Source organism: Agromyces sp. CCNWLW203, assembly GCF_036576125.1.
Classification (GTDB): Bacteria; Actinomycetota; Actinomycetes; order Actinomycetales; family Microbacteriaceae; genus Agromyces.
On record NZ_JAZHYX010000001.1, the window covers coordinates 737864 to 756940 of the forward strand.

Here is a 19077-nt window from a genome sequence, read left to right on the forward strand (position 1 = left end):
AGCCCCGAGCTCAGCGCTCGAGCACGAGCGGGCGCGCGATGCCCGCGACGATCGCACTCGGCCACTCGGCGTCGACCGTGATCGGTTCGACTGTCTGGCCGAGGTCACCGGTCACGAGCACGGTGTCTTCAACCTTGACTCCGGGTGCCGACGGGTTCAGCGTGAACGCCTGGCCCGCCTCGACCGTTCCGGCGACGCCCGGGCCGAGTCTCGGGTCGCGACCCGCGTAGCCCGCGGGCCCGCCCTGATGGTGGCTTCCCCATTCGTCGCGGTCGAACCCGTGGGCGGCATACGCACGCCGCAATTCGTCGAAGACCTCGCTGTACGGCCGACCGGGCACGAGGGCTGCGAACGCCGCCGCCTCGACATCGAGGATGCGCCGCTCGGCGTCGCGTTCAGCGCGCGGGGCCTCGTCGAAGCGCACCCAGCGCGTGAGGTTCGCGATGAGGCCGCGACGCCGGGCGCAGACGACGACCATGGCCCGGCGTCCGAGCGGCCCGGTGCCGGGCAGCGGATGCCGGTGGGCGACGCGTCCGGCTCCGGCCACGAGCGTGACGAGCGGCTCGGCGCCGAGCTCGACGATGCCGGCCGCCACCCGGGCGGCGATCAGCGCCTCGGAGTCCTCGGGCCGTGCCGCGCGAAGGACGTCACCGACGACCTTCGCTGCGTCGGCTCCGAGCGCCCGATATCGATCGTGCTCGGCCGGGAGCAGGCGACGCCGGAGCGCGGCGAGCTCGTGTTCGACCGCTGATTCCCGCAACTGCCCGGAATCGGTCGGCCGCCGCTGCGCCACCTCGTGCCACGGCACCGCGACGACCTCGATCCCCGGCGGCAGTTCCTCCTCGACGAGGCGCGCCCGCTCGTTGGCCGTCGTGTGCACGGTGATGCCGTCGTGGTCGACCACGGCATGGGCGATCGGCGGGGCCGCGAGCGACACGTGCACCCGCGCTCCGGCGAGCAACCAGGCGAGCGAAGGCTGCCCGTCGAGCACGATCGACCGCGCGCCGCGCGCGTCGAGCAGCTCGCGGAGCCGCCCGTGCTTCTCCCGCAGCTCATCGGCTCTGGCCGCGAGGTGCCGCGCTGCGGCGTCACTCGCCGCAGCCGTCTCGACCGCGCTCACCCCAGCGCCCCGCCGGTCGGTCGGGACAGCAGCGCCCCGATCACCTCATCGCCGGGGTCGCCGTCGGCGACGAGCCCCCGCCATCTCCGAACGAACGGCTCCGGCCCGACGACCGCATCGCGGTCCCAGGCGAGCGACGACCCGATGCCGGGATAGCCGTCGACCCGCACGAACCACGGATCGGCTGCGGTGACGGGGTCGGCTCCGGCGAGCGCGACGGTCGCGGTGCCGCCGTCGAACGGCGCGGTCCACGCCAGCCACGGGGCGGTGCGGCCGTGGCACTCGTCCTCGCCCGAGGCATCCGCTGTTCGTACGCGAACCGAATCGGTGCGCGGGAGTCGCCACGACAGGCCGCCGTACCCGGCGCCCGTTCGGCCGTTGCTGCCGGGGCTGCCGAGCTCGACCGGTTCACCGGTCGCGAGCAGTTCGACCTCGAGATCGAAGACGCGGATGCCGCCCGCCGCCGTCTTCAGCACCGGTGCGAGCCGGAGTTCGGTGCGCTGCTCGAGCAATGCGCCTCCATCGGGGGCCCGCCACGCGCTCCGCGCCGAGTAGCCCTCGTCGCGGGCCTCGAAGGCGACCGTCTCGATGCGGCCGTGATCGGCCAGCCAGCGATACCCCTGGCCGGCCACCCAGGTGCGCCCACCCCAGAAGTTCGCACCGCCGGCATGCTGCACCGCGAACGAGAGCCCGAGGTGCCAGTCGTGGTCGACGGGATGCGCGTCGCTCACGACGATGCCCCCCGGCGTGCGGATCGGATGCAGGAACGGCCGCGGCGAGGAGGTGGCGGTGACGGCGGTGCCGTCGTCACGACGGGCGAAGGCGGCCGTCTCGCCTCGCGCATCCACGCCGATCTCGACACCGGATGCCTCGTGCGGCTGCCGCGCCCACGGCACGGCCAGTTCGCTGAAGAGCGCGGCCTGCTCGGCGGCGCGGCGCACCCACCAGGCGACGTCGTCGACCACGGGATGCGCGGCATCGCCCTCACCGCGCCAGGCGACGGCCGTCACTCGCACCGGCTCGGGATCGGGCGCGAGCCGCACACCCTCGAGCACCCGCATGAACGCCCCGGCGCCGGCCAGCGGCGAGCGCAGCCCGGAGCCGGTCGCGCGATGCGCGAGCAGGTCGTCGAGCAGGTCGAGCCGGTCGAAGCGGCGCACCTCGCCGACCTGCGCGGCGTCGGGACCCGCGACGGTGCGCAGTTCGTCGCGCGTGTACGAGAACTCGACGTCGCGCCCAGTCGTGCGTACGGCGATGACCGGCGGCTCCTGCTCGGCCGCGCAGAGGGTGAGCCCGATGCCGAGGCGGATGCCGGAGGCGAGCGTCACCCGCAGCGAACTCGTGTCGTCGGCCTCGATGTCGTTCGCGCGGTACAGCTCGAGCTCGACGCTCGCCACGTCTTCGGCTGTGTGGGCTCCGGCGATGCGCAGCGCGGTCGCGACCGCGTGGGCGAGCGGGTTGGTCACCACCCCGTCGACCACCGGCCTGCCGTCGAGCGTGCGCCGGCCGGCCCACGCCGAGCGTCGCCAGTACGCCCGAGTGCGCAGCCACGCTCCGGAGGCGGCGACCGAGCTCACCTCGCCCTCGGCGGCGATGGCGTCGAGCGCCGCGGAACCGAGGCTCTGGAAGCCCACCTGCACCGCACGTCCGCTGCGCCGCTCGGCCTCGAGCAGCCGTTCGAAGTCGGCCATCGAGGCGACCGGCGGCTTCTCGAGGTAGACGTCGGCCCCGGCGCCGAGGGCCGTCTCGGCGAGCGCCGCATGGCTGCCGGTCGGCGTCGCGACGATCACGAGGTCGGGGCGCACCCCGGCGGCGAGCGCGGCCTCGAGGGACTCGAAGGCCGGGGCTTCGGCACCGAAGCCCTCCGCGGGCGCGCCGGCCGGATCGGCGACGGCGACGAGCTCGGTCTCACCGGTGCGAGCGGCGAGGCGCTCGAGATGCACGGCGCCGAAACCGCGCGTGCCGACGAGCAGGGTCGCGACTCGCGTCGAGCGTGCGTGGCGGGGCATCCGTGGCTCCTGGGGGTTCGGGTCGAGGGCGGGCGGCGACGGGCCGGGGAGCCGCAGCCCCCCGGCCCGTCGCGCTGCGCGTCAGGCGGCGTCGATCGCAGCCTGGAGGTCGGCGATGAAGCCTTCCGCCGCCTGCTCGGGCGTCAATTGCGCGAACAGCACCTGCTCGGTGTACTGCTTCAGCAGCGCCTCGATCGCGGAGCCGCCGGGCGGGGTCATCCGCGGCGCGTCTCCGACCACGTCGGCCAACTCGTCGAGGTAGGCCACGACCGCGGCATCGGTCTCGGAGAGCTTCGGCTCGATGTAGGCGCGGATTTTTTCGTTCGCCGGAACGCCACGCTCGGTGAGCAGGATGTCGGCGGCGTCTTCGCTGTTGGCGAGGTAGTCGAGGAACAACGCAGCCTCTGCAGGGTGCTCGGTTCGCGCCGAGATCGACCAGAACATCGAGGGCTTGTAGTACGCGGACTCGCCGGCCTCGCCGTCGACCGTCGGCACCCGCATGATCTCGATGGGCGAGCCGCTCGCGTCGGTGAGCGCCGTGAGCTGGTTGCCCCACCATGGGCCGAAGGCCGCCGTGTTCGTGGCGGTGAACGACTCGGCGAGGCCGCCGCTCTGCTTCTCGACGATGTTGCCCGCGGGCGGCGTGGTGCCGGCGTCGACCATGGTCAGCAGCTGCTCGTACCAGCCGGCGAGCGTGTCGGGGTCGATGCCGACGTCGCCGTCGGCGTCGTAGAGGGCGTCGTCGTGCTGGCGGGCCCAGTTGTTCAGGCCACCGTCTTCGAAGCCCCAGGGCGCGACCCCCCAGATCGAACCGGCGCCGGCGGCCGAGACGGCTCCGCCGACCTCGGCGAGATCGTCCCACGTCCAGCTCTCGTCGTCGACCTCGTCGACACCCGCCTGCTCGAGGAGGGTGGGGTTGGCCATGATCGAGTAGCTCGTCAGCCCGACGGGGATGCCGTACATCGCCCCGTCGAGGGTGCCAGTGGCGAGCGCCGACTCGGGGAAGTCCGCGGTGTCGATCTGCTCGTCGAGCGGGGCGAGGTCGAGCAGCGCGCCGCGCGCTCCGTAGGTCGCGATGTACTTCTCGTCCATCTGGATGATGTCGGGGGTGTCGTTCGCCGCGGTCTCGGTGGCGAGCTTGTCCCAGTAGCCGCCCCAGTCGGTGAACTGCGGCTCGATCGTGATGTTCGGGTACTCCTTCTCGAATGCGGCGATCACCTCCTCGGTCGCGGCGGTGCGGGCGTCGTTGCCCCACCAGGTGAATCGGAGCGTCACGGGTTCGTCGGAGAGCTCAGGGCCCGCCTCGGCTGCGGGAGCGCCCGCGCAACCGGTGAAGGCGAGCGCGGCGACGGTGCCGATCGCGAGCATGCCGAATGTGCTGCGAAGGCGCGGAGTGCCTCTCATTGGTGTGTCCTTTCGATGGTGGCGGTTGTGCAGTGCGAGGTGCGGAATCTTGGTGCGGCTGGTGCGGGTCACTTCCCCCCGGTCGTGGCGATGCCCTTGATGAGGAACCGCTGACCGAAGAGGAAGACGAGGAAGATCGGGAGCAGGGAGACGACGCTCATGGCGAACATCGGCCCCCACGAGGTCGCTGACTGCGCATCCATGAAGGCGCGCAGGGCGAGCGGCACGGTGTACATCTCGGGCTTGGTCAGGTAGATGAGCTGGCTGAAGAAGTCGTTCCAGGTCCAGATGAAGGTGAAGATCGCGGTCGTCGCGAGCGCCGGCACCATGAGCGGCAGGATGATCTGCCCGAAGATGCGCGGATGTCCGCAGCCGTCGAGTCGCGCGGCTTCGTCGAGTTCGGTCGGGATGCCGCGGATGAACTGCACCATGAGGAAGATGAAGAACGCGTCGGTCGCGAGGATCTTCGGGAGGATCAGCGGCAGGAAGGTGTTCACCCAGCCGAGCTGGCTGAACAGGATGTACTGCGGAACGATGATCACGTGGATCGGCAGCATGATCGTCGTCAGCATGACGACGAACCACATGCGCTTGCCGCTGAACCGCAGGCGGGCGAACGCGTAGGCCGCCATCGAGCACGAGACGAGGTTGCCGACGATGCAGCCGAGCACCACGAGCCCCGAGTTCAGGAGGAAGACGCCGAACGGTTCGGACAGCGTGTTCCAGCCGACGGTGTAATTCGAGGTCTCGAGCCCCTCGAGCACGAGGCCGGGATTGCGGAAGATCTCGTCGCTCGGTCGAAGCGAGCTCACCACGAGCCAGATCACGGGGTAGAGCATGATCAGCCCGGTGAGGCAGAGCAGCACGTGCTTGATCGCGCTGCGAACCGGTGAGCGGCCGCCGGCGCGGCTCCTGCGCAGTCGGGCGATCTCGTCGGGCGTGCGTCGCAACCCGGAGACGGCCGGTACGGCGGTGGTCAGCGTTTCAGTCATCGTAGAACACCCAATACTTCGAAGCCCAGAAATTGATCGCGGTGAACGCGCCGATGATGATGAGCAGCACCCACGCGAGCGCCGAGGCGTAGCCCATGTCGAAGTTCGCGAAACCGCGGTTGTAGAGGTAGAGCGTGTAGAAGAGCGTCGAGTCGGCCGGCCCGCCGGTGCCGCTCGAGATGATGAACGCCTGCGTGAACGACTGGAAGGCGTGGATCAGCTGCAGCACGAAGTTGAAGAAGATGATCGGCGTGAGCAGCGGCAGGGTGATGCGGGCGAATCGCTGCCGGCGGGTGGCCCCGTCGACCTCGGCCGCCTCGTAGTACATCGTCGGGATCTGGCGGAGCCCCGCGAGGAAGATCACCATCGGCGCACCGAAGGTCCAGACGTTCAGGGTGATGAGCGTCGACAGTGCGGTCTCGGGGTTCGCGATCCAGCTCTGGCCCTCGACGCCGAACCAGCCGAGCATGACGTTCACGAGCCCTTCGGACCCGAACACCTGCTTCCACAGCACGGCGATCGCCACGCTCGAGCCGAGGAGCGACGGGAGGTAGAAGACCGAGCGGTAGAACGACAACCCTCGAAGGCCGCGGTCCAGCAGCACCGCGAGCCCGAGGGCGGCCGCGAGTTGCAGCGGCACCGAGACGAGCACGTAGACGAACGTCACGCCGAGCGCGTTGTGGAGTCGCTCGTCTTCGAACATGCGGGCGAAGTTGTCGACGCCGGTGAAGGTCGGCGGCTGCAGCAGGTTGTACTTCGTGAACGAGAGGAAGAGCGAGGCCACCATCGGCCCGATGGTGATGAGGCCGAGGCCGATGAACCAGGGCAGGAGAAAGAGGTAGGCGGCCTTGTTGTCGCGCCGCGCCGCGGCCTTGTCGACCGCCGACTGCTCGGAACGACGGATTCTGCCGATCTGCCGCAGCTCGCCGAGCGCGCTCACCGCGACCCGCCTCGGGCCGCGCAACGGCGCCACGACCCACGGGCGAAGGCCCGGTCGCGCCGAAGCTGTTTGGTGCTGTCCACGTTGACGCTCCTGTTCATCACCGGTGATGTGCGGCGGAGGAGCCGCAGCTGAGAAAACGTTTCCTCAGCGCCGTGGAACCCTTTCTAGCACGCCTCGCAACCGCCTGGCAAACCTTTTCTCAGGGTCGGGAAAAGGATTTCCGAGCACGCGCCGCTGCGCGCCCCGAGCACGACCGCTCAGATGACGCCGAGTGCCAGCATCGCGTCGGCGACCCGCGTGAATCCCGCGATGTTCGCACCGACCACGTAGTCGCCCGGCGCGCCGTACTCGTCGGCCGTCGCCGCGGTGCGCTCGTGGATGCCCGCCATGATCTCGGAGAGCCGCTCCTCGGTGTGCTCGAAGCCCCACGAGTCGCGCGACGCGTTCTGCTGCATCTCGAGGGCCGAGGTCGCGACGCCGCCGGCGTTCGCCGCCTTGCCTGGGCCGAAGAGCACGCCGGCCTCGCGCAGCACGCGGAGCGCGCCCGGCGTCGTCGGCATGTTCGCGCCTTCGGCGACGGCGACGACACCCGAGGCCACGAGCTTCGCGGCCTGCGCCTCGGCGAGCTCGTTCTGCGTCGCGCACGGCAGGGCGACGTCGATGCGCTCGGCGCTCTCGATGTCCCACACGGATGCCCCGGGCAGGAACTTCGCACGCCCCCCGCGCTCATCCGCGTAGACCGAGATGCGCTCGCGTCGTCGCTCCTTGAGGTCGCGCAGCAGTTCGAGGTCGACGCCGTCGGGGTCGTGGATCGCACCCGAGGAGTCGGAGGCGCCGACGACGATGCCGCCGAGCGCCTGCACCTTCTCGATCGCGTAGACGGCGACGTTGCCCGAGCCCGAGACGAGCACCCGGGCGCCGTCGAAGGAGCGGCCGCGGGTCGCGAGCATGTGCTCGGTGAAGTAGACGGCGCCGTACCCGGTCGCCTCGGTGCGCACGAGCGAGCCGCCCCAGGTCACGCCCTTGCCCGTGAGCACGCCCGACTCGTAGCGATTGGTGATGCGCTTGTACTGACCGAACAGGTAGCCGATCTCACGCCCACCGACGCCGATGTCACCGGCAGGGACATCCGTGTACTCGCCGATGTGCCGGTACGCCTCGGTCATGAACGACTGGCAGAACCGCATGATCTCGCCGTCGGAGCGGCCCTTGGGGTCGAAGTCGCTGCCGCCTTTGCCGCCGCCGATGGGCATGCCCGTGAGCGCGTTCTTGAAGATCTGCTCGAAGCCGAGGAACTTCACGGTGCCGAGCAGCACCGACGGGTGGAACCGCAGCCCGCCCTTGTACGGGCCGAGGGCCGAGTTGAACTGCACGCGGAATCCGCGGTTGATGCGCACCTGGCCGGCGTCGTCGACCCACGGCACGCGGAAGATGATCTGGCGTTCGGGCTCGCAGATGCGCTCGAGGATCGACGCCTGCACATACTGCGGGTTCTTGTCGAGCACGCGTCCGAGGGAGTCGAAGACCTCGCGCACGGCCTGGTGGAACTCGACCTCGCCGGGGTTGCGTCGCAACGTGTCGGCGTAGATGTCTTCGATGGTGCTGCGGTTCGGCAACGCGCGCCCTTCTCTCGAACGGATGCCACGTGGTGCATGTCGCGCGCGGCCTTTCCACACTACCCAGTGTCGAGGAAGCCTCCGGCCGTGTGACGCTGGCCGCTGCGCCGGGGCCTAGGCCCCGACGCCCGTCGATTCGCGCACCACGAGCTCTGGCTGGAACACCACGCGCTCCTGCACGGCCTCGCCGCCGGCCTCCTTCAGCATGAGGTCGACGGCCGTGTACCCGATGAGTGCGGCCGGCTGCCGGATCGACGAGAGCGGCACGACCGCCGCCGAGGCGAAGTCGATGTCGTCGTAGCCGATGAGGGCGATCTCGCCGGGCACGTCGATGCCCCCCTGCATCATGAGGGCCTGCAGCACGCCCATGGCGAGCAGGTCGTTCGCGGCGAAGATCGCGTCGGGCCGAGCGGATGCCGCGCGCTCGCGGATCCCCTCTGCCGCGGCCCTGCCCGCGAGCACGCTGAGGGACTCGGTCGGCACGATCTCGAGGGTCACGCCCGCCGACTCGGCGACGGCCCGGCGGGCGCCCTCGCAGCGGTCGGCGACCTGGCGGATGCTCGCGGGCCCCCCGACGAAGGCGATGCGCCGGCGACCGGTCTCGATGAGGTGACGCACGGCGAGGTAGCCGCCGACCACGTCGTCGACGGCGACGGAGGAGAAGCTCCGATCGGGCACCTCGCGGTCGACGAGCACCACGGTCGTGCCGCGGTCGCGCAGGCGCTGGAGGCGCGGGAGGTCGTCGGCGAGCGGTGAGATGAGCACGCCGGCGACCCGCTGCTCCTCGAAGAGGTCGAGGTAGGCGCGTTCGCGATCGGTGTTCTCGTCGCTGTTGCCGAGCAGGATCGTCATGCCCTCCTCGGCCGCGCGGTCTTCAGCGCCGCGGGCGACATCGGTGAAGAAGGGGTTGCGCACGTCGAGCACGACGAGCCCGATGGATCGGCTGCGCCCTGCTCGCAGCTGCCTGGCGGCGTCGTTGCGGACGAAGCCGAGTTCTTCGATGGCCGCCGTGACGCGGGCGACCGTTGCGGGCGCCACCTTGTCGGGGCGGTTCAGCACGTTCGAGACGGTTCCGACCGACACGGATGCCGCGGCCGCGACATCCCGCACACTGACCGTCATCGCCCTGCCCTTCGCCGCTCGTCGGTCGGCTCTGCAGTGAAACGTACCATCGCTGGATTCTGCGACTTGACATCGTTCCACCGTGATCGTAAGTTGCTCACGTTCACTGAATTAAAACGATTCAATCATGCACCCACGGAAAGAGCCATCGTGAGCATCCTCTCAACCGACGTCCTCGGCCAGCTCGAGCGGCAGTCCATCGAACTGCCGAGCTGGGCGTTCGGCAACTCGGGCACCCGCTTCAAGGTGTTCGCCACGCCGGGCACCCCCCGCGACCCCTTCGAGAAGATCGCGGATGCCGCGCAGGTGCAGAAGTTCACGGCGCTCGCCCCGAAGGTCGCGCTGCACATCCCGTGGGACAAGGTCGACGACTACTCGGCCCTCCGCGCGCACGCCGAAGGCCTCGGCGTCGAGCTCGGCACGGTGAACTCCAACACCTTCCAGGACGACGACTACAAGTTCGGCGCCCTCACCCACGAAGACGCCGGTGTGCGGCGCAAGGCGATCGACCACCACCTCGAGTGCATCGACATCATGCATGCGACCGGCTCGCGCGACCTGAAGATCTGGCTCGCCGAGGGTTCGAACTACCCGGGGCAGGCCGACCTGCGCGGCCGCCAGGACCGCCTGCAGGACTCGCTCCAGGAGATCTACGCCCGCCTCGGCGACGAGCACCGCCTCGTGCTCGAGTACAAGTTCTTCGAGCCGGCGTTCTACCACACCGACGTTCCCGACTGGGGCACGAGCTACGCGCAGGTGGCCGCGCTCGGCGACCAGGCCATGGTCTGCCTCGACACGGGCCACCACGCGCCGGGCACGAACATCGAGTTCATCGTCATGCAGCTGCTGCGGCTCGGCAAGCTCGGGTCCTTCGACTTCAACTCGCGCTTCTACGCCGACGACGACCTCATCGTGGGCGCCGCCGACCCGTACCAGCTGTTCCGGATCCTCTTCGAGGTCATTCGCGGCGGTGGCCTCAACAACCCCGACGTGGCGTTCATGCTCGACCAGTGCCACAACGTCGAAGACAAGGTGCCCGGCCAGATCCGCTCCGTGCTGAACGTGCAGGAGATGACGGCCCGCGCACTCATCGTCGACCGCGAGGCGCTTCGCGCGGCCCAGCTCTCGGGCGACGTGCTCGAGGCCAACCGCATCTTCATGGACGCCTTCTACACCGACGTGCGCCCAGCCCTCGCCGAGTGGCGCGAGTCGCGCGGCCGTCCCGCCGACCCCATGGCCGCCTTCGCGGCATCCGGCTACCTGCAGCAGATCGCGGCCGACCGCGTCGGCGGCGTGCAGGCCAGCTGGGGCGCCTGAGCCTCCCCCGATCACCCTCCGCATCACCGAAGGAATCCCCTCATGACGAACCAGGCAGCAGCAGACCTCATCGCGCGGTCGAACCGCCTCGGCGCCGATCCGAAGAACACGAACTACGCGGGCGGCAACACCTCTGCGAAGGGCACCGAGACCGACCCGGTCACCGGAGAGCCCGTCGAGCTGATGTGGGTCAAGGGCTCGGGCGGCGACCTCGGCGCGCTCACCGAGCAGGGCCTCGCGGTGCTGCGCCTCGACCGCCTGCGCGCTCTGGTCGACGTGTACCCCGGCGTCGACCGTGAAGACGAGATGGTCGCCGCCTTCGACTACACGCTGCACGGCAAGGGCGGCGCGGCGCCGTCGATCGACACGGCCATGCACGGCCTCGTCGATGCGGCGCACGTCGACCACCTGCACCCCGACTCCGGCATCGCGATCGCGACGGCGGCGGACGGCGAGGAGCTGACGGGCAAGATCTTCGGCGAGAAGGTCGTGTGGGTGCCGTGGCGCCGCCCCGGCTTCCAGCTCGGGCTCGACATCGCCGCCATCAAGGCGGCGAATCCCGCCGCGATCGGCTGCATCCTCGGCGGGCACGGCATCACCGCGTGGGGCGACACCTCGGAGGGGACCGAGGCGAACTCGCTCTGGATGATCGACACCGCTGCGGCCTACATCGCCGAGCACGGTGCGGCCGAGCCGTTCGGCCCGGAGCTCGAGGGGTACGCGCCGCTCGAGGCATCCGAACGACGCGCGAAGGCGTCCGCGCTCGCGGCGACGATCCGCGGCCTCGCGAGCCACGACAAGCCCATGGTCGGCCACTTCACGGATGCCCCCGAGGTGCTCGACTTCCTCGCCCGCGCCGAGCACCCGCGACTCGCCGCGCTCGGCACGAGCTGCCCAGACCACTTCCTGCGCACCAAGGTCAAGCCGATGGTGCTCGACCTGCCGGCCGACGCCGACGTCGAGACATCCGTCGCCCGCCTGCAGGAACTGCACGAGGCGTACCGTGCCGACTACCAGGCGTACTACGACGCGCACGCCACCTCCGAGAGCCCCGCGATCCGCGGCGCCGACCCGCTCATCGTGCTCATCCCGGGCGTCGGCATGTTCAGCTACGGCGCGAACAAGCAGACCGCTCGCGTGGCCGGCGAGTTCTACATCAACGCGATCAACGTGATGCGCGGCGCCGAGGCGCTCTCGACCTACTCCCCCATCAGCGACGCCGAGAAGTTCGCGATCGAGTACTGGGCGCTCGAGGAGGCCAAGCTCCAGCGCATGCCGAAGCCGAAGCCGCACGCGGGCCGCATCGCGCTCGTCACGGGCGCGGCATCCGGCATCGGCAAGGCCATCGCCACCCGCCTCGCGGCCGAGGGCGCGTGCGTCGTCATCGCCGACCTCGACCTCGACAAGGCGCAGGCGGCTGCAGCCGAGCTCGGCACCGCGGATGTCGCGATCGGCGTGCAGGCGAACGTCACGGATGCCGCGGCGGTGCAGCGCGCGATCGACGACGCCGTGCTCGCCTTCGGCGGCCTCGACCTCGTCGTGAACAACGCCGGCCTCTCTCTCTCCAAGCCGCTCCTCGAGACCACGGAGGCCGACTGGGACCTGCAGCACGACGTCATGGCCAAGGGCTCCTTCCTCGTCTCCAAGGCCGCCGCGCGCGTGCTCATCGACCAGGGCCTCGGCGGCGACATCATCTACATCTCGTCGAAGAACTCGGTGTTCGCCGGCCCGAACAACATCGCCTACTCCGCGACGAAGGCCGACCAGGCCCACCAGGTGCGCCTCCTCGCCGTCGAACTCGGCGAGTACGGCATCAAGGTCAACGGCATCAACCCCGACGGCGTCGTGCGCGGCTCGGGCATCTTCGCGTCGGGCTGGGGCGCGAACCGCGCGAAGACCTACGGCATCGAGGAGCAGGACCTCGGCAAGTTCTACGCCCAGCGCACCATCCTGAAGCGTGAAGTGCTCCCCGAGCACGTCGCCAACGCGGTCATCGTGCTCACCGGGCCCGAACTCTCGCACACGACCGGGCTGCACATCCCCGTCGACGCGGGCGTCGCCGCCGCCTTCCTGCGATGAGCGGTTCGCGCGCGGGCACCGTCGCAGCGGTCGACCTGGGGGCGACGAGCGGGCGTGTCATCGTCGGCCACGTCGACGGCCGCGCGGGCACGCTCGCGCTCGGTCACGTCGCACGATTCCCGAACGGCCCGGTTCGCCTCGCCTCAGGCCTGCACTGGGACCTGACCGGGCTCTACCGCGACCTCACTGGCGGTCTCGCCGAGGCGTTCCGGCGCCAGCCGGGCATCGCGTCGATCGGCGTCGACTCCTGGGCGGTCGACTACGGGCTCCTCCGCGGCGACCGCATGCTCGGCGAGCCGTTCCACTACCGCGACGAGCGGAACGAGCGCGGCGTCGAGGCCGTGCACGCTGCGGTGCCGTTCGACGAGCTCTACCGGCGCAACGGCCTGCAGTTCCTGCCGTTCAACACGCTCTACCAGCTCGCCGCCGAGCAGAACAGCGACGGCGCCTCCGGGAACTGGCTCGGCTTCGCCGACTCGCTCCTCCTCGTGCCCGACCTGATCGGGTTCCAGCTCACCGGCGCGCGCCTCGCCGAACGCACGAACGCCTCGACGACGGGTCTCGTCGGCGAGTCGGGCGAGTGGGACGACGAGCTCATCGAGCGGCTCGGGCTCCCGGCATCCGTCTTCGCACCGCTCGTGAGCCCCGGCGAATCGTTCGGCGCGCTGCGCGCGACGGTCGCCGCCGAACTCGGCGCGCACTCGGGCGTCGAGGTCGTCGCGGTCGGCTCGCACGACACCGCGTCAGCGGTCGTCGCCGTGCCGATGCGCGCCGAATCCGCCGCCTACATCTCGTGCGGCACGTGGGGGCTCGTCGGCGTCGAGCTCGAGCACCCGGTGACGACGGATGCCGCGCGCGAGGCGAACTTCACGAACGAGGGCGGCGTCGACGGCCGCGTGCGATTCCTGCACAACGTCATGGGCCTCTGGCTCCTGTCGGAGTCGGTGCGGTGGTGGGAGCGCGACGGCGAGCGCATCGACTTGCCAGAGCTGCTCGCGGCCGCGGCATCCGTCACCGCGCCCGTCGCGGTCTTCGACGTCGACGACCCCCGGTTCCTGGCGCCTGGCGACCTGCCCGGCCGCATCGCCGAGTGGTGCGCCGAACGCGGCATCCCCGGGCCGTCGAACCGCGCCGAGTTCGCCCGCGCGATCGTCGAGAGCCTCGCCGAGGCGTTCGCGGGTGCCGTGCGCGACGCATCGATCCTCTCGGGGGTCGACGTCGAGACGATCCACGTGGTCGGCGGCGGCGCCCTCAATGAGCTGCTCTGCCAGCGCACGGCCGACCGCGCCGGGCTCCCGGTGCTCGCCGGCCCGGTCGAGGCGACCGCCATCGGCAACGTGCTCGTGCAGGCGCGCGCCCAGGGCTTCGTGACCGGCGACCTCGAGGCGCTGCGCGCGCTCGTAGCGCAGGCGTTCGCGCCGCGACGGTACGAACCCGTGTCTCTGGAATGATTGCTGCATGACGGATGCCCGACTGCTCGTGACCGTGCCCGGCCAAGCCCTGCTGAACGCCCTCGGCACGCCGCCGGCCGGTGCCGAGGTACGCGTGTGGGACCTCACGGGCGCGCCGCCCGCCGATCGCATCGACCTCGTCGTGCCGCCGTACATGGGCGCCGCCGCGCGGCTCCGAGCACTCGACGGCGTGGCGACGCAGCTCGTGCAGTCGCAGTCCATCGGCTACGACGACGTGCCCGATGCGCTCCCGCAGGGCCACGTCTACGCGAACGCCGCGAGCGTGCACGAGACCTCGACCGCTGAGCTCGCCCTCGCGCTCATCCTCGCCTCGCAGCGCGGCATCCCCGACTTCGTGCGAGCCGCCGGCGAGGGCCGCTGGGCACCCGCCCGCTACGAGAGCCTCGCCGACCGCCGGGTGCTGCTCATCGGCTACGGCGGCGTCGGGCGGGCCATCGAGGCGCGGCTCGCACCCTTCGAGGTCGAGCTCACGCGCGTCGCCAGTCGCGCCCGTTCCGACGAGCAGGGCTTCATCCGCGGCATCGACGAGCTGCCGACCCTGCTGCCGAACTCCGACATCGTGATCGTCGGCGTGCCGCTCATGGACTCCACGACGGGGCTCGTCGACGCCGAGTTCCTCGCGGCACTGCCCGACGGCGCCCTCGTCGTGAACATCGCCCGCGGCCGGGTCGCCGACACCGACGCGATCATCGCCGAGGCCGAGTCCGGTCGGCTCCGGTTCGCGCTCGACGTCACCGACCCCGAACCGCTGCCGGCGGGGCATCCGCTCTTCGCCCTGCCGAACGTGCTCGTGAGCCCGCACGTGGGCGGCGCCTCGACCGCGATGATGCCCCGCATGGCGCGGCTGCTGCGTGAGCAGATCGAGCGGATGCTGCGCGGCGACGCTCCCCTGAACGTCGTGTATCGCAGCTGACCCGAACCGCGACTGCCCGCAACACCCCCGAGAGGACCCCATGCCCCGCTTCGACGACGCCTTCGACTGGGTGCGCCGCCACGACGCCCGCGACGCCCTGCCGACCGCCGTGCTCGGCATCGCCACGAGCGAGGGCGTGGTCGCACTCGAGGCGTTCGGCACCGAACGCGGGCGCGCGGCATCCGTCGACGACCTCTACCCGCTGTTCTCGGTGACCAAGCCGCTCGTCGGCCTGGCCGCCCTGCGACTCGTCGAACGCGGCCGGCTCACGCCCGATACCCCGCTCGCGAGCGCCGCGCCCGACTTCGGGGCCGGGCGCGACGACGTCGTGCGGCTCCGCCACCTCGTGAGCCACAGCTCGGGCATCGGGGAGCCACCGATGGACCAGGGCGATCTCCGCCGGTCACTGATCGCGCCCGGCCGCGACTTCGTGGCGGGCACCGCGACGCGTTACTCGACGCTCGGCTTCGAGGGCATCGCCGCGATGATCGAACACGCCGGCGGCGAGCCGTGGTTCGACGCCGTGACGGCCGTCACGGCGCGCGCCGGGGCGACGGGATTCACCCTCGATGCCGACGCGTCGCCCCACGAGGTCGTCGACGCGGCCGCGCAGGGTCTCGACTACCCCCGCTTCGCGGCACTCGGCCACCCCGGTGCCGGCGCCCTCGGGCGTGCGACCGACCTGCTCGCCGTCGGCACCGCCCTGCTGCGGAACGACGGCTCGCTCCTCGCCGCCGTCACGGTCGAGGCGATGCTGCGCCCACTCACCGCCGGCATGACGAAGCTCGAGCCCTACCCGGCCTCGCGCGGGCAGGACTGGGGCTTCACCTGGAACCTGCGCAACGACGCCCCCGGTCTGCTCGCCCGCGACGGCTTCGGCCACGGCGGCTGGGGCGGATGCGAGTTCTGGATCACGCCATCGAGCGACACGTGCTTCGTGCTGCTCACGAGCGTCGGCGGCGGCATCCGGCGCCTCGGCGTCGAGGCCGACGAGCTGCATAACGCCGTGGTCGCGGCAGCCTGAGCCTCACCCGGTCGACGGTCAGCGGGTCGACGGTCAGCGGGTCCAAGTGCCGAGGTCGTCGGTGCCGAAGAACTGCAGCTTCATCGTGTCTGCTCCCCCGCCGACCGCGAACGTCGCGGAAGACTTCGACCCCCACGGCGCGTTCTCCCCGGTCGGCACGAAGGCGAACACGTCGCCGTTCCACGGCTCGAACTCGAGCTCGTACCCGCCGTCGGGGCCGAGCCTGGCCACGAGGGCGTCGCCCTCGACCGTGACGACGGCATCGCCGTAGTACGGGTTCGTCCACGTGCCCGCATACGCTTCGAGCGGGCCTGGGGCCGCGGCATCCGTCGGCTGGTCCTCTCCTGCGAGGTCACCAGCGGGCTCGTAGTAGTGGGCGAGCGCCTGCCCGTAGTCGGCCAGCCAGTCTCGGTGCACCTCACCGAACTGCACCCGATCGAGGAACGTGCTGACGATCGCCTCCGGCACACCGATCGGACCGCCGTTCGTGAGCGCGACGACGCCGAGGCCGAGGCTCGGCACGATCTGGAAGTTCGTCGCGGCACCCAGGCAGAACGCGCCCGAGTGCGATGCGGTCGTGTGCCCCGACGGATCCGTTCCGGTGTTGAACCCGTAGCCGTAGAAGCCGGCGCGCAGGCCCGACGCGCCGGCGTGGCCCGAGACGATCTCGGGCGTGAGCGCCGGGACGAGCCGCGAGGCGGGCACGAGCTCCTCACCCGAGTACGTGCCCTCGCCGAGCAGCAGCGACATCCACTTCGCGAGGTCGAGCACGTTCGAGCTGACGCCGCCCGCTGGGGTCTGAGCGTCGGCGTCGCGCTCGTAGAGCGGCTGGAACTCGCCGTCCTCGAGCGCGTGCAGGGTCGCGCGGTTCTCCTGCGCGAGGAAGTCCTCATGGCGTGAGCTCGTCGACTCCATGCCGAGGGGGTCGTACAGCGCCTGCTCCGAGAGCTCCTCCCATTCGGTGCCGACGGCGTTCGCCACCGCCTCGGCGCCCGCGGTGAGCCCGAAGTTCGCATAGTTGTAGGTCGTGCGGAACGGGTCGAGCGCAACCTCGTCGAGGTGGCCGAGGATGTAGTCGCGGTCGTACCCGATGTCCTCGAGGGAATCGCCGGCGGCCAGGGGCAGCCCCGAGCGGTGCGAGAAGAGGTCGCCGACGGTCACGTGTTCCGTCACCCACGGGTCGGCGAGCGCGAACCCGGGCAGGTACTGCGCGGCGGGAGTGTTCCAGTTGAGCGCGTCGTCGAGCTGCGAGGCGACCACCGTCGCCGCGATCGGCTTCGACATCGACGCGATCTGGAACACCGTGGACTCGTCGACGGGCGCGTCGTCGCCGACCTCGCGCACGCCGAATCCCTCGGCGAACAGCAGCTCGTCACCGCGGATGACGGCGACGGCCGCGCCGGGAACCCCCGACTCGGCGAGGATCGACTCGACGTCTCCGGCCAGCGCCTCGAGTGCGTGATCGAGGCCGCCCTCGGCCACCTCGACCGCGTCGCCGGGCGGCGGACCGTCGGCGGAAACGCGAGGGGCATACGGCTCGGGTTCTGGCGCGCAGCCGGCGAGCGCGATGACCATCACGGTGATCGAGACGGCAGCGGCCAGCGAACGCGCGCGGCGATGAGACATGTGGATCCTCCCCCATGGAGTCACTTCCGCGAGCGTATCGGCATCGGAGGCAACGTGTCGCCCCCCTCTTTCGGGACGAGCCGCCTGACGTTTCGGAACGAGCCGCCTGACGCCGTCGCGGAGGTGCCTTCGGGCCACGCACAGCCCACGGGCGTAGCATCGAAGGCACACCCCCGATGGAAGGTATTCATGCCCATCTCGGCAGAACCCCGCGTGGCCCTGTACTTCGACTTCGACAACATCGTGATCTCGCGCTACGACCAGCTGCACGGCGACCAGGGCTCGCGCAGGGTCAGCGCGTACCGCAAGGACACGTCGACGAGCAAGGCGCCCGCCGCCGGCTCGGAGACGGCGAAGAAGCTCGCTGTGGCGACGGTCGACGTCGACGCCGTGCTCGACTTCGCGGCGACGTTCGGCACGATCGCGATCGCCCGCGCGTATGCCGACTGGTCGACGCCGGTCAACGCGAGCTACCGCGGCCAGCTCATCGACCGCGCCGTCGACCTCGTGCAGCTGTTCCCGCTCTCGGCGACGAAGAACGGCGCCGACATCCGCCTCGCGGTCGATGCGGTCGAAGACATGTTCCGCATCGACGACCTCACCCACATCGTGATCGTCGCGGGCGACTCCGACTACGTCGCGCTCGCGCAGAAGGCGAAGCGACTCGGCCGCTACGTCGTCGGCATCGGCGTCGCGGGTGGCACGAGCCGCGCCCTGACCGCGGCCTGCGACGAGTACGCCGACTACGACACCCTGCTCGCGACCGATGCGGCGGTCGCCGATGACGAGGCAGCGGATGCCGCGGCGCAGGCCGTGCCCGAGGCGGCCGCGGCGCCACCGGCGACCAGCCGCAGGTCGCGGGCGAAGTCGGCCGCACCCGAGGCGACCGACGCTGCCACGGCCGACGCTGCCTCGACCGACGCTGCCGCGCAAACGGCCCCGGAGTCGGCGCCCGCGCCGACCCGGCGTCGTCGTGCAACCTCGAAGTCCGTCGCGGAAGCAGCCGGCACCTCGACGCCCGAGAAGGCAGAGAAGACAGAGAAGGCCGAGAAGCCCGAGACCCCCGAGCCGCCGGCGAAGCGGGCGTCGGCCCGGGCGCTGCAGTTCGTCGCACCGACCGACCATGCGCCAGTCGAGGAGACGACGGGCGGCAGTCCTCGGAACCCCAGCCGCCTGCTGCTCAAGGCACTCGAGCTGCTCCACTCGAAGAACGACGAGGAATGGCAGTCGTCGAGCACCGTGAAGAACCAGATGATGCGCATGGACCCGAGCTTCCAGGAGCGCCGCCTCGGCTTCGCGTCGTTCACCGAGTTCCTGAAGTCGCGCGGCGGCGTGGTCGAACTCGACGAGACCGGCCGCGGCCGGGTGCGGATCCGGCCGACGAAGGACTGAGCCCGCGGCATCCGTTCGCCGCGGTTCTCCGCCGCCGTTCACCGACTC

14 protein-coding genes are annotated in these 19077 nt (G+C 70.9%); 6 read left to right on the forward strand and 8 right to left on the reverse strand.

All coding sequences use genetic code 11. The features are described 5' to 3' along the window. Window positions 1-10 precede the first annotated feature (10 nt). From VPH61_RS03400 to VPH61_RS03430, 7 genes are all read right to left on the reverse strand, one after another. Window positions 11-1120: a M24 family metallopeptidase gene (locus tag VPH61_RS03400; protein ID WP_332062104.1), complete on the reverse strand. Its 1110-nt coding sequence runs from the start codon at window positions 1118-1120 to the stop codon at window positions 11-13. Continuing rightward, window positions 1117-3129, reverse strand: coding sequence for a DUF6807 family protein (locus VPH61_RS03405; RefSeq protein WP_332062105.1), 2013 nt, complete (start codon window positions 3127-3129; stop codon window positions 1117-1119). Before VPH61_RS03405 ends, VPH61_RS03400 begins: the two co-directional genes overlap by 4 nt. An 81-nt stretch (window positions 3130-3210) precedes the next feature. Continuing rightward, the gene (locus tag VPH61_RS03410) at window positions 3211-4533 is read right to left on the reverse strand and encodes an ABC transporter substrate-binding protein (RefSeq protein WP_332062106.1); all 1323 of its coding nucleotides are present in this window, start codon (window positions 4531-4533) and stop codon (window positions 3211-3213) included. A gap of 68 nt (window positions 4534-4601) precedes the next feature. Beyond that, the gene (locus VPH61_RS03415; RefSeq protein ID WP_332062107.1) at window positions 4602-5525 is read right to left on the reverse strand and encodes a carbohydrate ABC transporter permease; all 924 of its coding nucleotides are present in this window, start codon (window positions 5523-5525) and stop codon (window positions 4602-4604) included. Continuing rightward, a complete protein-coding gene (locus VPH61_RS03420; RefSeq protein ID WP_332062108.1) occupies window positions 5518-6465 on the reverse strand; it encodes a carbohydrate ABC transporter permease in 948 nt (315 codons plus the stop codon). Before VPH61_RS03420 ends, VPH61_RS03415 begins: the two co-directional genes overlap by 8 nt. A 260-nt stretch (window positions 6466-6725) precedes the next feature. Next, complete coding sequence (gdhA, locus tag VPH61_RS03425; protein ID WP_332062109.1) at window positions 6726-8084, reverse strand: NADP-specific glutamate dehydrogenase; 1359 nt, start codon at window positions 8082-8084, stop codon at window positions 6726-6728. Window positions 8085-8198: 114 nt separating this feature from the next. Beyond that, entirely contained in the window at window positions 8199-9206 is a 1008-nt protein-coding gene (locus VPH61_RS03430) for a LacI family DNA-binding transcriptional regulator (RefSeq protein ID WP_332062110.1), read from the reverse strand. Window positions 9207-9356: 150 nt separating this feature from the next. Between VPH61_RS03430 and rhaI the strand changes: the two genes are divergently transcribed. The 5 genes from rhaI to VPH61_RS03455 are packed head-to-tail and all read left to right on the forward strand — an operon-like array spanning window position 9357 to window position 16011. Beyond that, complete coding sequence (gene rhaI, locus VPH61_RS03435; protein ID WP_332062111.1) at window positions 9357-10523, forward strand: L-rhamnose isomerase; 1167 nt, start codon at window positions 9357-9359, stop codon at window positions 10521-10523. A gap of 42 nt (window positions 10524-10565) precedes the next feature. After that, window positions 10566-12602: a bifunctional aldolase/short-chain dehydrogenase gene (locus VPH61_RS03440; RefSeq protein WP_332062112.1), complete on the forward strand. Its 2037-nt coding sequence runs from the start codon at window positions 10566-10568 to the stop codon at window positions 12600-12602. After that, window positions 12599-14053 (forward strand): rhamnulokinase, encoded by a 1455-nt coding sequence (locus VPH61_RS03445; protein ID WP_332062113.1) that lies wholly within the window; start codon window positions 12599-12601, stop codon window positions 14051-14053. The genes VPH61_RS03440 and VPH61_RS03445 overlap by 4 nt, the downstream gene beginning before the upstream one ends. A 7-nt stretch (window positions 14054-14060) precedes the next feature. Further along, window positions 14061-14987 carry a 2-hydroxyacid dehydrogenase gene (locus tag VPH61_RS03450; RefSeq protein ID WP_332062114.1) on the forward strand — a complete coding sequence of 309 codons (927 nt, stop codon included), beginning with the start codon at window positions 14061-14063 and terminating at the stop codon, window positions 14985-14987. Between the two features lie 40 nt (window positions 14988-15027). Continuing rightward, window positions 15028-16011 (forward strand): serine hydrolase domain-containing protein, encoded by a 984-nt coding sequence (locus VPH61_RS03455; protein ID WP_332062115.1) that lies wholly within the window; start codon window positions 15028-15030, stop codon window positions 16009-16011. A 33-nt stretch (window positions 16012-16044) separates the two neighbouring features. On the opposite strand, the gene VPH61_RS03460 is transcribed toward VPH61_RS03455, so the two are convergent. Then, window positions 16045-17637 carry a serine hydrolase gene (locus VPH61_RS03460; protein ID WP_332062116.1) on the reverse strand — a complete coding sequence of 531 codons (1593 nt, stop codon included), beginning with the start codon at window positions 17635-17637 and terminating at the stop codon, window positions 16045-16047. A gap of 189 nt (window positions 17638-17826) precedes the next feature. Here VPH61_RS03460 and VPH61_RS03465 point away from each other — a divergent pair, with 189 nt between their 5' ends. Beyond that, a complete protein-coding gene (locus tag VPH61_RS03465) occupies window positions 17827-19029 on the forward strand; it encodes an NYN domain-containing protein (RefSeq protein WP_332062117.1) in 1203 nt (400 codons plus the stop codon). The last annotated feature ends 48 nt before the right edge of the window (window positions 19030-19077 follow it).